This is a genomic window from Pseudonocardia yuanmonensis, assembly GCF_039542425.1.
In the GTDB taxonomy this organism is placed as follows: Bacteria; Actinomycetota; Actinomycetes; order Mycobacteriales; family Pseudonocardiaceae; genus Pseudonocardia; species Pseudonocardia yuanmonensis.
Window position 1 is genome coordinate 100410 of sequence record NZ_BAABIC010000023.1, and the last position, 13643, is coordinate 114052.

14 protein-coding genes and 2 pseudogenes are annotated in these 13643 nt (G+C 71.6%); 8 read left to right on the forward strand and 8 right to left on the reverse strand.

The features are described 5' to 3' along the window. Positions 1–414 precede the first annotated feature (414 nt). From ABD990_RS27460 to ABD990_RS27480, 5 genes are all read right to left on the reverse strand, one after another. A complete protein-coding gene (locus ABD990_RS27460; protein ID WP_345383646.1) occupies positions 415–804 on the reverse strand; it encodes a hypothetical protein in 390 nt (129 codons plus the stop codon). Then, positions 801–1919: a globin domain-containing protein gene (locus ABD990_RS27465; RefSeq protein ID WP_345383647.1), complete on the reverse strand. Its 1119-nt coding sequence runs from the start codon at positions 1917–1919 to the stop codon at positions 801–803. The genes ABD990_RS27460 and ABD990_RS27465 overlap by 4 nt, the downstream gene beginning before the upstream one ends. Before the next feature lie 140 nt (positions 1920–2059). Further along, entirely contained in the window at positions 2060–2440 is a 381-nt protein-coding gene (locus ABD990_RS27470; protein ID WP_345383648.1) for a hypothetical protein, read from the reverse strand. Position 2441: 1 nt separating this feature from the next. Beyond that, positions 2442–2966 carry a universal stress protein gene (locus ABD990_RS27475; RefSeq protein ID WP_345383649.1) on the reverse strand — a complete coding sequence of 175 codons (525 nt, stop codon included), beginning with the start codon at positions 2964–2966 and terminating at the stop codon, positions 2442–2444. A 262-nt stretch (positions 2967–3228) separates the two neighbouring features. Then, a complete protein-coding gene (locus tag ABD990_RS27480; RefSeq protein ID WP_345383650.1) occupies positions 3229–4500 on the reverse strand; it encodes a PucR family transcriptional regulator in 1272 nt (423 codons plus the stop codon). 177 nt (positions 4501–4677) lie between these two features. Here ABD990_RS27480 and ABD990_RS27485 point away from each other — a divergent pair, with 177 nt between their 5' ends. Together ABD990_RS27485 and ABD990_RS27490 are read left to right on the forward strand one after the other, a co-directional pair. Then, positions 4678–5052: a hypothetical protein gene (locus ABD990_RS27485; RefSeq protein WP_345383651.1), complete on the forward strand. Its 375-nt coding sequence runs from the start codon at positions 4678–4680 to the stop codon at positions 5050–5052. Between the two features lie 206 nt (positions 5053–5258). Further along, the gene (locus ABD990_RS27490) at positions 5259–5585 is read left to right on the forward strand and encodes a hypothetical protein (RefSeq protein WP_345383652.1); all 327 of its coding nucleotides are present in this window, start codon (positions 5259–5261) and stop codon (positions 5583–5585) included. Positions 5586–6087: 502 nt separating this feature from the next. On the opposite strand, the pseudogene ABD990_RS34565 reads toward ABD990_RS27490, so the two are convergent. The 3 genes and pseudogenes from ABD990_RS34565 to ABD990_RS27505 all read right to left on the reverse strand — a co-directional run. Next, positions 6088–6627: pseudogene (locus tag ABD990_RS34565) on the reverse strand (alpha/beta hydrolase); the annotation flags it as partial. Next, positions 6608–7336 (reverse strand): hypothetical protein, encoded by a 729-nt coding sequence (locus ABD990_RS27500; RefSeq protein ID WP_345383654.1) that lies wholly within the window; start codon positions 7334–7336, stop codon positions 6608–6610. The gene ABD990_RS27500 and the pseudogene ABD990_RS34565, both read right to left, overlap by 20 nt. Before the next feature lie 579 nt (positions 7337–7915). Beyond that, complete coding sequence (locus tag ABD990_RS27505; protein WP_345383655.1) at positions 7916–8425, reverse strand: GreA/GreB family elongation factor; 510 nt, start codon at positions 8423–8425, stop codon at positions 7916–7918. A gap of 469 nt (positions 8426–8894) precedes the next feature. Between ABD990_RS27505 and ABD990_RS27510 the strand changes: the two genes are divergently transcribed. From ABD990_RS27510 to ABD990_RS27530, 6 genes and pseudogenes are all read left to right on the forward strand, one after another. Continuing rightward, complete coding sequence (locus ABD990_RS27510; protein WP_345383656.1) at positions 8895–9326, forward strand: universal stress protein; 432 nt, start codon at positions 8895–8897, stop codon at positions 9324–9326. Between the two features lie 46 nt (positions 9327–9372). Further along, positions 9373–9702 (forward strand): WhiB family transcriptional regulator, encoded by a 330-nt coding sequence (locus ABD990_RS34570; protein WP_425569669.1) that lies wholly within the window; start codon positions 9373–9375, stop codon positions 9700–9702. Positions 9703–10117: 415 nt separating this feature from the next. Further along, positions 10118–10435, forward strand: a complete 318-nt coding sequence (locus ABD990_RS27515) for a DUF3040 domain-containing protein (RefSeq protein ID WP_345383657.1) — start codon at positions 10118–10120, stop codon at positions 10433–10435. Continuing rightward, the gene (locus ABD990_RS27520; protein ID WP_345383658.1) at positions 10432–11802 is read left to right on the forward strand and encodes an NAD(P)/FAD-dependent oxidoreductase; all 1371 of its coding nucleotides are present in this window, start codon (positions 10432–10434) and stop codon (positions 11800–11802) included. Before ABD990_RS27515 ends, ABD990_RS27520 begins: the two co-directional genes overlap by 4 nt. Continuing rightward, the gene (locus ABD990_RS27525; protein WP_345383659.1) at positions 11799–13310 is read left to right on the forward strand and encodes an amidase; all 1512 of its coding nucleotides are present in this window, start codon (positions 11799–11801) and stop codon (positions 13308–13310) included. Before ABD990_RS27520 ends, ABD990_RS27525 begins: the two co-directional genes overlap by 4 nt. 179 nt (positions 13311–13489) lie before the next feature. Further along, positions 13490–13643: pseudogene (locus ABD990_RS27530) on the forward strand (hydroxymethylbilane synthase); the annotation flags it as partial.

The window sequence follows — 13643 nt, forward strand, 5'->3', positions numbered from 1 at the left end:
TCTTCGTGCAGCGTGTGGCGAGGGGCCGATCGATCCTGCGTTACATGCTCGTGCGCGGTTGCGATGACGGTGGCAGGACGACCCGAGCATCTGCCTCAGCCAGGGTGCTGTGTTTGTTGGCGTGGTCGGGCGCTGCATTAGCGCACGTGCAACGTGGGCGCGGTGACCGCTCGGGCATCGGGGCCGAGGCGAGCACGAGCGGTGGCGAGTGTCAGGGCGATGTGGCCCGTGATTCGGTCGGCGTCTGCGGCCCAGGAGACCTCCCGCTCGGTCTCAGGTACCGAGTAACAGGTGACCAGCAGGTTCGAGAGTTCGCGCAGGAGCTCTTCGACGGCCTGAGCACGGGTTGTACCGCGGATGGGTGTCATGGTGCCTCTTGGTCGACGGTGTCGGCAGGTGAGGGGACTGGCGGGGTCAGCGCCAGATCAGGTTGTCGGCGAGGCCAGATGCCGCGGCCTCGTCGTAGGTGAGGAGCTCGTGGGGGTTGTTCCGGAGCACCTGCAGCACGATGAGCGCGGCGAGGTGACGCTCGTCGGGGTCGCGCACCACGCGGGTGCGGATGGAGTCCGTGAGGCCGATGAAGGCGAGCGGTGTGCTCGGGTCGGCGCAGGTTCCCGCGATCACGGTCCACGCCGGGGCGTCCATGGCCTTGCGAGCGTGCAAGACCGTCGCTGCCGGGTTCTTGTCGACCCGGCAGTCCAGTCCGGCTCGGCGGACGATTTGAGCGACCAGCTGCAGGTCGATTTCTCCGACGTCCTGGTCGGTCACGTAGCCGCTGTCGGTGGTGGCGTTCGGGTGCGTCATCGTCTGATCGCCAGTGAGGTCGGCAGGGGGTCACTGTGGAGCTGCTCGGCGGGTACGCCGGCGGCGTGGAGCTGGTCGAGGGCCGTTGCCTGCATGCGGGGTGGCCCGCAGACGACGATGGCGTGCTGCTGCCAGCCCCGGGCCCGCAGCGCGGCTCCGACCGGGGAACTGGGCCGGTGGGTGCCGGTGGAGGGGACGACCGGGGTGACGGTCAGCCACGGCCGGTGGCGGGCGCGTGGGCCGCTGGGGAGCAGGGCGCGGAGCTCGTTCTTGCTGCGTGCGGCCGCGTAGAGGTGTGTGCGGGTCGGGTCCTCGCGTGTGTCGAGGGCGGCGATCAGGGCGGTCAGGGGCCCGAGGCCGGTTCCTTGGCCGAGCAGGAGGAGATCCCTGGTCGTGGTGAGGGCGTCCGGGAGCCGGCCGAGTGGGGGGCCGATCCGCCAGGTGTCGCCGGGCTGGGTTCGGGCGACCAGGGCGGGGCTGACCAGCCCACCGGGCAGGGCGCGAACGTGGAAGCGCAGAACTCCGTCCGGGCGGGCCGGCTCGCTGGGAGACAAGTAGCGCCACAGGCCGGGGCGCTGGGGGATCTCGACGCTGAGGTATTGGCCGGGGTGGTGGGGCAGCGGCTCGAGAGTTTGCACCACTATGCCGGCGAGATCAGCGGCGAGTCGCTGGTGTTCGACGACGCGGCCCAGCCACAGCGCCGGTCCGCGGTCGGCTGCGGCGGTGAGCATCTCGTCGGTAGCGGCGGTGTAGGCGTCGGCCCAGGCGTGAGCGAGCGAGGGTGTCCACGACGGGCCGTGGATGTGTGCGAGGGCTGCGAGCAGGGCCTGCCCGCCGGCCTCGTAGTGGGCGGCGGTGATGCCGTGTTTGCGATGATCGCGCCCGAGATCGGCAAGTCGCTCGGTGAGTTCGCGGCGCTGATCGAGGCGGTGCAGCAGCCAGATCAGTGTGTCGGCCAGCGGTGCCCGACGGCCGTAGGGGTCGAGCGGGAACAGGGTGCGCAGCCCCGGCGCGTGCTCGAACAGGGCCTCGTAGAAATGCTCGGTCAACTCGTCGGCGCGGTTCTCGACCCGCGCGCGGCTGCGCCTGAGCAGGTCGAGCTGCGCCTGGTCCATGGTCTCCGCCCCGCGAGCACGACGTGGCCGCCGGCGCGGTCGCGTCGTGCCGGCGCGGCTTTCTGCGAGGTTCGGGTCGGCCGACGCCGGGGAGCTCGCCGTTGCGGCGCTTGGGGCCTGGGGGGTCGCCGGATGGTGCATCAGCGCCTGCCGAGTTGGGCGGGGGTGCCGGCCATGGCGCGGCGGCAGGTGGCGAGCTGCTCGGCGGTGCGCGCCAGGATCGCGTGTGCCCCGGCCGCGGCGCCGTACTCGGCACGCATCGCACGATCGGCCGCCGTGCCGGCGATGTGGACGAGCTGGTCGCCGCAGACCGGGACGCGCAGCGGCACGGCGCGCAGCAGCGAGTAGGTCCAGAGACCCACTGGTGATCCACCTTGTCGTTCGGTGAGTTCGGATATGACGTTGAGCTCGGGGCTGGCCGGCAGGTGGGTGGCGATGGCGGCCAGCGTCAGGGCTTCGGAGTGAGCGCAGGCCACATCACGCGGGAGACGCAGCCGCAGCAGTGCAGCGACGATGCTCATGTCAGGCCGCCTTGTCAGCGAGGGCCCAGTCCGCGATGACCCCCTGTAGCTGCCGGGTGCCCTGCCTGCCCCGGGCGAGCGTCGGCGTGGTGCGGGCCATCTCGGGGGCGGGGACGACCAGGACCGGGCATCGGGCCTGGCGCAGGCACTGGCGGGCGGTAGGGGGGATGGTCCAGCGGCCAGGGCGCCCGGCCCCGAGGACGAGCAGGTCGGTCTCGAGGTGGGCTAGCCGGGGCAGTCGATATCCGGGGTGGCCCTCGACGACCACGGTGCGCAGGACGATGTCGTCTGGTGCCCCGCCCATCGCGTCGTCGAAGGCCTGCGTAATGAGCTGCACCCACGTGGTGACGCCCGGTTTGTGCGCGGTGGCGCGCATGGACTCCAGGTCGTTGCCGGTTTCCCAGACGTGGATGGCGTAGAGCACGGCGTCCCGCTCGCGTGCACAGTCGGCGGCGACTCGCAGCGCCTGCAGATTGGTCAGCGTTCCGGTCACGCCGACGATCACCCGCTTTCGAGCAGACGTCATTGCCTCTTCGTCCCTTCGCTTCCGATTCGACCCGACAACTCGGCGCGACAACTCGTGGCAGCGTGGGGCCGGGTGGCGGGCATGCGGGCGTCGGCAGGGGGACTGAGGAGGACACCCACATGCCCCGGTCCAGGCACTTCCTGGACAACAACCACGATGCCGGGGAACGCGCCCCGCGGCAGGGGCGATGACCCGCCAACTACGCACCCGCGAATCTGCCGGACCTCGGCAACCAAGCTCTGGAGGGTCGGCAGCGGGGTGGTCAGGTGGGGTCCGGTGCCGGGAGGTCGCGTCGGGGCCAGCCGAGCAGGCGGGCGCCGAGTACGGCGGCGTGCACGGTGAACCGTTGTGCGGGGTCGGTCGGGTCGTAGCCGGTGAGCTCGGCGATGCGCTCGAGCCGGTAGGTCACGGCGCGCACGGACAGGTGCAGCCGCCGCGCGGTCTCGGTCACCACGCATCCGGTGGCGAAGTAGGCGTCGAGGGTCTCCAGCAGCGGACCGGCGCCGCCGCGTGCTCGGGCGAGGGGGCTGGCGACGGCGTGCACGAGGTCGGTGATGGCCGGTTGGTCGCGCAGCAGGACCCGGTAGATCAGCAGGTCCTCGGCGCGCACGACCGGCATCTCCAGCTGCAGGCGCGCGGCCATGCCCAGCGCTTCGCGGGCCTCCTCGTAGGAGCGGGCGATGCCGTAGGAGCCCGGATAGGGCCGGCCCACGGTGATGCGCCACGGGCCGCCGCGCGGGAACCTGCTCAGGTCGGTGTGCATCAGTTCCCCCAGCCCACCGCCGGGGGTGGGATATCCACCAGGCGGCGTGCGAGCCGCGAGCCCGGCCGGGGCGGTCGGGGTGGCGGGGGCGACCACGACAATGCTGCCGTCCTTGGTGGCGACGAGCACGTCGCGGTCCCCGATGCCCTGTACCACCGCGCGTTCCAGGCTGCTCAGCGCGGCCTCGGCGTCGACGAGCCGGCCGGTGGGCGCGGCCAGGGCCACCTGGTGGGGTTGGGCCATGTCGAGCCCGAACGGCTCGGCGCGCTCGACCAGCGCGCCGATGTCGGCGTCGCCGCGCAGCAGGTCTTCGATCAGTTCGCGCCGCAGCGTCTCCTCGCTGCGCATCATGTCGCGGCGGGCGAGGGTGTAGCCCTCGGCGACACTGGCCACGGCCCGGTCGACCGCGCGCATCACGGCCTCGGCGGCGTTCGCGGTGGTGGCGCCGTCGGGGAACTCCACCACGGCGGGCAGCTCGCGCCACAGCCGCCAGGCCGCCGACAGGTACAGCTGAACGATGTTGCCGGCGGACACGCCGAGTTCGGCGGCTCGACGGCCGTTGAGCCCGACGGCGTCGAGCTCGGCCTTGTCGGGCCGGCGGCCGGTGGTGGCGGCCTCGACCAGAACCGACAGGAAACCGCCGAGGAGCTCGACGGGGACGCCTCCGGCGCCGCGGCTGGCTTCCTGCGCTACCCGGTGCAGCCAGGCCTGCTCGCCGCTTCGGGCCTGCGGATCGGGTGGGCTGCTGCGTCGTCCGGTCGGGTGGGTCATCGCTGTCGTTCTCCTCCGCCGTACCTGCGAGCGAGGCCGGCGTTCGGTCCAGATTGCCGGAGCACGGCAATCAAGTGCAATCCAACTTCGTTCAGGTTCGCCCCTGCGCCAGGCCGGGTGAACGAGGCACCGTCGAGAACGGCACCCCTGTCGTGGCGAAACGCCCGTGGTGGCGCCGTGATCATCTGTGTGTTTTCGGGCCGGGACCTTGCCCGGCTGAAGGAGGGTTCGAGACACGTGCATCCGTCCTGTGTCGATCCGGTGCCGCTGGCCGCGGCTGCGACCCACATGCGGTCGATGCAGCCAGGCCGGGCCACGACGGGGATCCTCACATCGAGCGCGCGACTACTGGAGAACCTCGCCGCCGCACTCGTCCACGACCACGCCGCCGTGCCGCCCTGCGTGCAGCGCGCCGCGGCGGCGCTCGCAACCGAGGTGCTCGCGACCTGCCAGCCCGCGCCAGACCGCCCTCGCCGTGCCGTGTCCGGCGACGCGCCACCACGACAGCGCCCACCGTTCACCGAATCCATCCGGCTCGGGAGGATGGGATGACCCGGGCAACGCCGCGGTCTGCGCCCACCCCGTCCTCGTCGCTGCGGCGCCCCGGCTTCGGCCCCGTGGCCGACTACGGCACGAGTCGCGCCTCGGCGTGCAGACCTGATCCACCGAGCCGCGCGGCGACGGGGGTCAACTCGACAACGACAGCCCGGGCGCAGCGCCGGATCGTCGGTCCGAGGCCTGAACCTGGCCCGCTTCGGGTGGGGATCACCGCCGCTGACGCGCAGTCGATGCCGCGTAGTGTTCCGGCGCTGATCCGACAGGTACGCCGCGGACTCGAGTCGCGGGCTGCGAAGACCGGTGATCACGCCAGAGGCCCGGTGGTCGTCGACCTGTCCGAGCTGCCGGTGCTCGGCGCGACGTCGTGTTCACAGTTGCTACTGCTGATCCGGCTGCTGCATGAACTCGCCGCTCCCGCCGAGGTGGTCGTCGTGGGAGTCGCTTCGACCGTGCGGGCCTGCCTGGTGGGCGGCCTGCCTGATGGGGTGCGGCTGATCGACCGGCGCGGGCGGAGCTGGCCGCACTGACTCGCCTCGCTACACCGGGCGCGGCGATGGGACCCGGCTGCTGGTGTGTGCGGTCGCGGGTCCGGTCCGGGCGGCGCCCGTCTCGGCCTTTCCGGTCCGGGTCGGCTCGACGCACAGCCTCGGCGAGTTCCTCGTGGGACTCCCCGTGCAGGGCCGGTGCAGTATCGCGAGCGAGATCGGCGTGGGCCCGCAGGACTGCCAGCACTGCGTCGGGCCGTTCGTGCGGGAGCAGCGCTCCGACCTCAGGCACCGTCAGTACTTCGGTGCCCAGGGCGCGCCGAACGGGGCGGTCGAGCCGGCCGTCGCCGAAGAGCGGGTCGTGCTCCCCGACGGCCACCGTGACCGGTGTCGTACGCCAGCGATGCGCCAGCTCGAGCTGCGCCGGCGGGGTGGTGCTCAGGGCCACGTGCCGACCGACCAGGCGCAACCAGTCCACCAGCGCGGCGGGGGGCGTGAAGCCCGGTCCGGCGAGCGCGGCGAGCAGCCGCGCGCCGGCCGCCGCGGTGGGGACGATCCGCCAACGCAGCAGCGCCCAGGCCACCCCGATGCGGATCGTTGGGCGGGTGAGGCCGTGCGGGCTGAGCAGGACCAGACCCTTGATGTGCGACGCGGGCCTGGCGGCCAGCGCGACCGCGGCGCCGAACCCGTGGGCGAGCAGGGTCACCCCGTCCGGGGCCTCTCGGGCCAGCCGGGCGAGGAGCGCGTCGAGCCACCGGCCGTAGTCACGCAGGCGATGGGTGTTCGGTCGGCCGGCCGACCCCAGCCCGGCCTCGCCGGGCAGGTCGACCGCGACCACCTGGTAGCGGGTGGCGAGCCGCTCGAGCACCCGGCTCATCACAGCGGCGTTGCCATGCCGCCCCGGCAGCACGACGACGGTCTGCCGGTGCTGGGTCCCGGCGACCACTAGATGTGCACTGCGGTGGGCCCACGGGGCCTCATCGCTGACCTGTCTTCGTCGGTGCGGCAGCGCCCAGTTGTCGAGGCGTTGTCGGCACCAACTCTGGATCGCCGTTCGGCCGGACCTACCGCGGTAGATCCACATGACGTGTTCCTCTCCTCGATCCCCCTCGCCGCATGCCGGAGCAGGTGCGCTGTCGAGGGAGCACTGCGATGACCGGACGGCTCACCGGCATGGCCGCGTCGTGGTCCACCGGGCCGCCGGGTTGCTCGGCCGCGGTGGAAGGTGCCGGATGAGCGAAGCGGCCGGATTCGACCCGGCCGCGCCGGGTGATGACACCGCGCCGGGTCAGCACGCTCCACGGCGTGCTCCGGCGGGGGAGCCCGCACCATCGCTGCCAGGCCGGACGAGTGTCGACCAGCCAGACGATCCATCGGCCGTCGCGCAGCCTGCGAAACCCGACATCGCTGATCCGCCTGGCAGCGGTGTGCGCGGCCATGGTCAGCACAGGCTTGCCCAGCACGGTTTCGGCGAGCCATTCCCGCTCGGGCTCGAGCGTTGGCCGTGTCGTACGGCAGGCCTGTCGCGGGGTGCTGACCTGCAGTCGCTGTCGCTGCCAGCGCGTCACGGCCCCAGCTGGCAGCGCGAAGCACTTCCCATCGCCGTCGACCAGGATCGCCTCGACGACCGGGCCGCTGCGCGTCCGCCGCACGCCCACGTCCCGGAGACGACCCAGATGCTCACCGCCTGAACCACTCACCGAGGCACCCACCATGCCGCTCAACCACAACATCGGCGGTCCCGCGGCTCGCCGCCACACCAGCCCCACGCCCTTCACGCCCTTTTCCGACACCTTATCGAGAGAGATCGGCCCCTCTGGCTGGCCGACCTTGACCTTCGAGCAGTCGAATATCTTTACCTACTCGGAAGCAGTTCTCGGAAATACTTTCCTTTCCTGGTCGCGCGACTTCCGGACACGCGTCAGGACCCACCCCTTCACGGCAAGCGCGGAAACTTGCACACTCGTCCGCTCGGGCGCGTAGCTCAGCGCAAACCCGGCATGGTCATCACCGCTCCTGAGAAGCCGTCATACAACGAAAAGCGTGCAGACGGGCCCAAAGGGGAGGTCCGGCCTGCATGCCTCCTGCTCGCCGAGGTGGCGTCCCCCCAGGTTGCCCGTTGGCGATGGCTCCGCACAGGTGGCTGTGTCGGCGAAGTACTGCCGGGCATCGTTGCCGGAGCCCGGCAACGAGATGCCCAGCGGGCGTCGATACTCCGGCGGCAACCTGCGATCGACTGCTCGAGGTGCCGCACCTCGGCAGCATCGGCCATCGCCGCGGCAGGTTCGAGGGACGGCATGCCTCACGCCGCAACCGACGCGGATGGCCATACGCGGCCACGGGCATCGCCTAGCCCACGCTTGGGCACGGGCCTAACCCGCCGCGGCCACACCTTCGGGGCGGTAGGGGACCGCCCGCAACAAGGTGACCTTCATGAGGTGTCCGTTCGGGAGAACGTACTGCAGTTTTTCGCCCTGCTTCTTCCCGGGCAACGCCTGCCCCAGGGGGGAGTCGGGAGAGCAGAGCATCAGGTCGTCCGGGTACGCGCCCTCTTCGTAATGGGCGAGCAGAAACGTCTCGGTCTCCTGGTCGTCCTCGTAGCGGACGGTGAGCATCATTCCGGGTTCGGCCACGCCGTCGTCGGGCGGGTCCTGGCCGACCAACGGGTTCTGCAGCAGTTCCTGCAATTTTCGGATCCGGTTCTCGCGCTCCCGCCGGTCGGTCAGCAGCTGCTGGCCGGTGTTCTGGTCGGCGCTGTCGCCGATGAACTGCTCGGCCGCTGGTCCGCTGAGTCCCTCGGTCCGCTGCCGCAACAATGTCATCAGCTCCGCCTTGAGACGGTCATAAGCGCTTTGCGCTAACCAGACCTGCGTTTCGGACATCTTCCTCACTCCTCACAGGAACATTTCGCTGAAAGCCGGCCCGGCCCCCGCGTGGCGTGGGCGTGGCGAGGGCAGCAGATGCGAAGGAGCACGGCCCGGGGCGCGTCGGGCCGTGCTCAGTGGGGCCGAGCCTAGCGACGGAAAAAACGCGGTGTCGACCGTTTTCGCGGTTGTTTCCGGTCGTCGGCACCCCGCGTCTCCTCGAGGGCCGTTGGGCGGCACCGCCACATGTACCACAACCGCCGGAATGGGACGCAACCTTGCCGGAACCCGGAAACGAGAGCAGCTGCGAGGTTGCGGGACTTCGCCCTGCCCCCGCCGGGTTTTCCTAGGCATGGTGGATGTCGGGCCTGCCGAGCTTCTCCGTGTGGCGCCACAGTAGGCAGGCCCGCCAAGTCCTGATCAACCAGGGCCTCGACGATCCGTCCGGGGCTACTGGATGGCTATCTGATGCGAAGGGGTGCGTGCTGTGGAGTCGGCTGTGCGGCCACGGGTGATCGTGGGCGTGGGCGGGCAAGGCGCTCATCCACGGGTCGTCGACACCGCGATGTCGCTGGCCCGCGGAACCGGCGCGGTCCTGTACGCGGTCGACGTCCGCGACGACCGCGACGGCGCGGCGGGCCCCGGCGGCGGCCCGCCGGCGCTGCAGGACGCCTACCACGCGCTCGCGCAGGCATCGGTGCCCGCCGACGATGTCGACGTCCGCCTCGTCGTCACGCCGGGGGACCCGGACGAAACGCTGCTTCGTCTGGCCGACCGCCCTGATGACCTGCTCGTTCTCGGTCACTCCCGGCATCGTCCCGCGCAGGGCGCCGAGCGTCCGCTGGCACTGCGGTGCGCTGCCCGCGCCCGCTGCTCGGTGGTCGTCGTGCCGTGTGAGCATCCGCAGGGCGAGGCGTGAGATGACGCCGAACGTGACTTCAAACATGACCATTCGCGAGGGGTGGATGCGCGGGGCGCACTGCGTGAAGCGCGACCCGCGTGCGTTGTCGGGTCCCCGGCCTCGCGGCGCCGATAGCCCGCGGTTGTGCCGCGGATGTCCGGTGCAACCCACCTGTCTGGGCTGGGCTCTGGTCAGTGGCGCCGACCAGGGGGTGCTGGGCGGCACGGAACCCGGCTACCGGCACGGCCTGCGGGCCCGGCTGCAGCAACGGCTGGGAAGTCGCCCGATGGCCGGCTCACCTGAACTCGCCGACGTCGTCCGCGCTTATTCGCAGCCGGGTAGGCACACGGCCGGGAAGCGCCGACCTGACCAGCGGGACGCGGTTACACGCTAGCCCTTCCGCAAGACAAGAAGCGCCCGCACTTTCCATCCGTGATGACCACACGGTCGCCCGTGCGCCACTACCGCCGCCACTACGGCGATCGAACCGGCCACCCTCCGGTGGCGTTGATCCTTGGAGTTGCCGTGCCCGAGAAATGTCATGCCTCCGGTTCGCCGCGAGTCCGAACTAACGGGCACGCGTCGGCTTCACCGTGGGTTCTCGCCGCCACCACACACGGACCCGACATAACCGTCGCAATTGCCGTCAAGGCGATCGCCGCCGAACCGCACGAGGTCGAGGACAGCGTCCGAGACATTGTCCAGGAGTGGGGCGAGCATTCCTTCCCGGCCAGCGATCCACCGGCCAACTGGTAACCGACCGAACCCTTTTCGGCCCTGACGAACGAGCACTGCTGGGGAGAAGTGCAATGTTGAACAACCACGAGCGGCACGTGCTCGACGAGGTCGAACGCCAGCTTCGCACCGACGACCCCGAGTTCGTCACTCGACTCGGTGATGGCCAGCAGCAGCTGCCCGTCCGCAGCCGTACCCGCAGCTGCCCTCGCCAGTTCCACTTCAGCTGGCCGGCTGTCGGCCTGCTCGTCCTGGTCGTCGGGCTGCTCGTCCTGGGACTCGCCGGCCCGGCCCTCCTCGTCGCCGCCCTGGCCGCTTTCCTGGGCTGGCTCAGCGCCGTCCACATCGAGGCACCCGTCGAGGCCAAGGCGAACAAGGAGGGCACACGGTGAACGACACCCATCGGCCCGACGACACCGACCAGTCCCTCGCTCCTGATCAGCAGCTGGTTGGTGCGGCCGAACCCGCCGAGCCCGGCGGGCGGTGGAGATGCTCGCTCGAGGAGCTCCCCCCGGCGCCGGGGCGCACGGGGCGGGTCGCGGTCGTCGGCGCCGGGATGGTCGGGCTGGCCACCGCCTGGTTCCTCCAACAGCGCGGGGTCGACGTCGATGTCCTCGAGCGGAACGAGATCGCCGCGGGCTCGTCGTGGGGCAACGCCGGGTGGCTCGCCCCCGCATTGACCACCCCGCTGCCCGAACCGGCCGTGCTGCGCTACGGAATGCGCGCCGCGCTCGATCCCGCCTCGCCGGTCTACGTGCCGATCAGCCTCGAGGCGAGCCTGTGGCGGTTCCTGGCCGGGTTCGCTCGCAACTGCACCACCCACCGCTGGCGGCGCGGCATGGCCGCCTACCGGGGTGTCAACCGCCAGGCCCTCGACGCCTTCGACGAACTCGCCGCGGGCGGGGTCGAGGCCCCGACCCAGCCGGCGGACCCGTTCCTGGTCTGCTTCTCCCACGCCGACGAACGCGCGCGCCTGCTCGAGGAACTCGGTGAGCTGGAACGGATCGGGCAAAAGCTCGGCTTCGACGTCCTGACCGGGGAGCAGGCACGCGAGCGCGCCCCGATCCTCACCGAGCACGTCGCGGCCGCGGTGCAGCTGCACGACCAGCGGTTCATCGACCCGCCGCGCTATCTCGCCGCGCTCGCCGACGCGGTCCGGGGGCGCGGGGCCGTCATCAGCGAGAACACCCGGGTCTCGGACGTCTTCGACGACGGGCAGCAGGTGTGGGTGCGCTCCCGCACAGGGATGCACCGCTATGACGCGGCCGTGATCGCCACCGGCGCGTGGTTGCCCGAACTCGGCTACCGGTTCGGAGTACGAGTGCCCGTCCAGGCCGGGCGCGGCTACAGCTTCACCGTCGCCGCCGAACGGCTGCCCGACGGGCCGGTATACCTGCCGGTCCAGCGCGTCGCCTGCACACCGCTGGGGGAGCGACTGCGGATCGCCGGCATGATGGAGTTCCGCGACCCCGACGAGCCCCTCGACCAGCGGCGCGTGCAGGCGATCGTGAACGCCGCGAGGCCGTTCCTGCGCGGGGTGGACCTCGACGAGCGCCAAGACGAATGGGTCGGCTCCCGCCCGTGCACCACAGACGGGCTGCCCCTGGTTGGTCCGACGAGCTCGCCGCGGGTGTTCGCCGCCGGCGGGCACGGCATGTGGGGCATCGGGCTCGGCCCGCTCACCGGCCGCCTGCTCGCCGACGCCATCGTCACCGGGAACGTGCCGTACGATCTGCAACCCTTCCGCCCGATCCGATGACCGAGCCCCGGGCGGTGTCGGGCGTCGACGCGCCGATCGCTGCGGCCTCGCGAGCTCGGCACCGCTCCTGCACGAGGCCGGCCGTAGGTCGCGCCTTCGGAAGCCGCCACACGGCCCCACCCACGACGAGTCGCGCTGAGATGACCCACGACGCCCTCGACAGCCCGGCTGCTCCCGGTCCCGGCGCCTCGAGCGTCCTGGCCATGCTCCAGGTCGGGTTCACCGAGGGCGCCCTGACACCCGTCGACCACATCGAGCGGGTCCTGACCAGGCTGCGCCACGATCCCCACAACGCGGTCGTGGCGCTCGACGAGGAGCGCGCGCTTCGCGACGCAACCGAGCTCGGAGCGGAACTGCGTCGGCGCGGGCCGCGCAGTCCGCTGCACGGCGTCGCGGTCGGGGTGAAGGACCTCATCGACGTGGCCGGGCTGCCCACCCGAGCCGGCTCCGCCGTCCGCACCGGGGCAGCGCCGGCGCGCGCCGACGCCGCGGTCATCTCGCGGCTACGCCGAGCCGGAGCGATCGTGGTCGGGAAACTCCACACGCACGAGTTCGGGCATGGGCCGACCGGTGACGTGGCTGTGTCCGGGCCTGCACGCAACCCGCACGACCCCACCCGGATCACCGGTGGGTCGTCGTCGGGGCCGGCCGCCGCCGTCGCGGCCGGTCATCTCCCGCTCGCGATCGGCACCGACACCGGCGGCAGCGTGCGCATCCCGGCTGCCTTGTGCGGCGTGGTCGGCCTCAAACCGTCCTGGGCAGCCCTGCCACGCCGCGGCGTGTATCCGCTGGCGCCCTCACTCGACCACGTCGGCCTGCTCGCCGCCGACCTCTATACCGCCCTGGCCGGCTGGGAGGTGCTCGGCGTGGGGAGCAGGCAGGACCCGGTCCATCCGCCACGCCCGATCCGCGTCGGGGTTCCCCAGCACGAGTACTGGACGCTCCTCGACGCCCCCATCGCGGCCGCCACGGCCCGTGCCGCCCACGCACTCGACACGGCAGGAGTCCAGGTCGTCCCCGTCGACACACCACAGATCTACCGGCTCGCCGCCGCCTACATGCCGATCCTCGGCCGCGAGGCCTACGCCGTCCACGCGGCCGCCCTGGCCGAACGTGCCGAGGACTTCCAGCCCGCCACCTACGCCGGACTGCGCTCCTACGCCGAGTATCCCCGCCACGACTACCTCGCCGCGAAACGGGCCGCGCGGCAGCTCTCGGCCGGGCTCGGTGCGCACCTCGCCGACATCGATGCCCTACTGACGCCCACGACTCGCACACGCGCCACCCCGCTGGCCCAGCCCTTCGTGTCGATCGGCACCGAACGCACGACCGTCGCGGCAGCCCTGCTGGAGCTCACCTTGCCGTTCAACCTCACCGGCTGGCCGGCGGTGTCGGTCCCGGCGCCCGGCAGCGGTCTGCCCATCGGCCTGCAACTGGTCGGCACCGGGACCGCCGGCAGCGACGAGCGCACCCTGCTCCATCTGGCGCGCATCATCCAGGCTCTCTGATCAGCTATCAAACCGGTCCGACCCCACCAGGCAGAGAGATCACGAATGCCCGTCATTCTCAGACCCCACAGCGCTCCTACGACCACCGCCTCCCGCTGCTCCGCTCGAGGTGCGGTGCATGACGCTCGCAGCCTCGTGCCCCGGCCAGCGGCAGCCGCCGGTGAAGCGCGGGGCTTTCGGTGACTGCCTTGCCGGCCCGTCCCCTGCGCGTCGGCACCCGGCCGAGCAAGCTCGCCGTCGCGCAGTCCGGCCAGGTCGCGGACCTGATCCGGGCCGCAGGGCGGCCCGCCGAGCTCGTCGACGTGCACACGACCGGGGACCGGTCCACGGCGC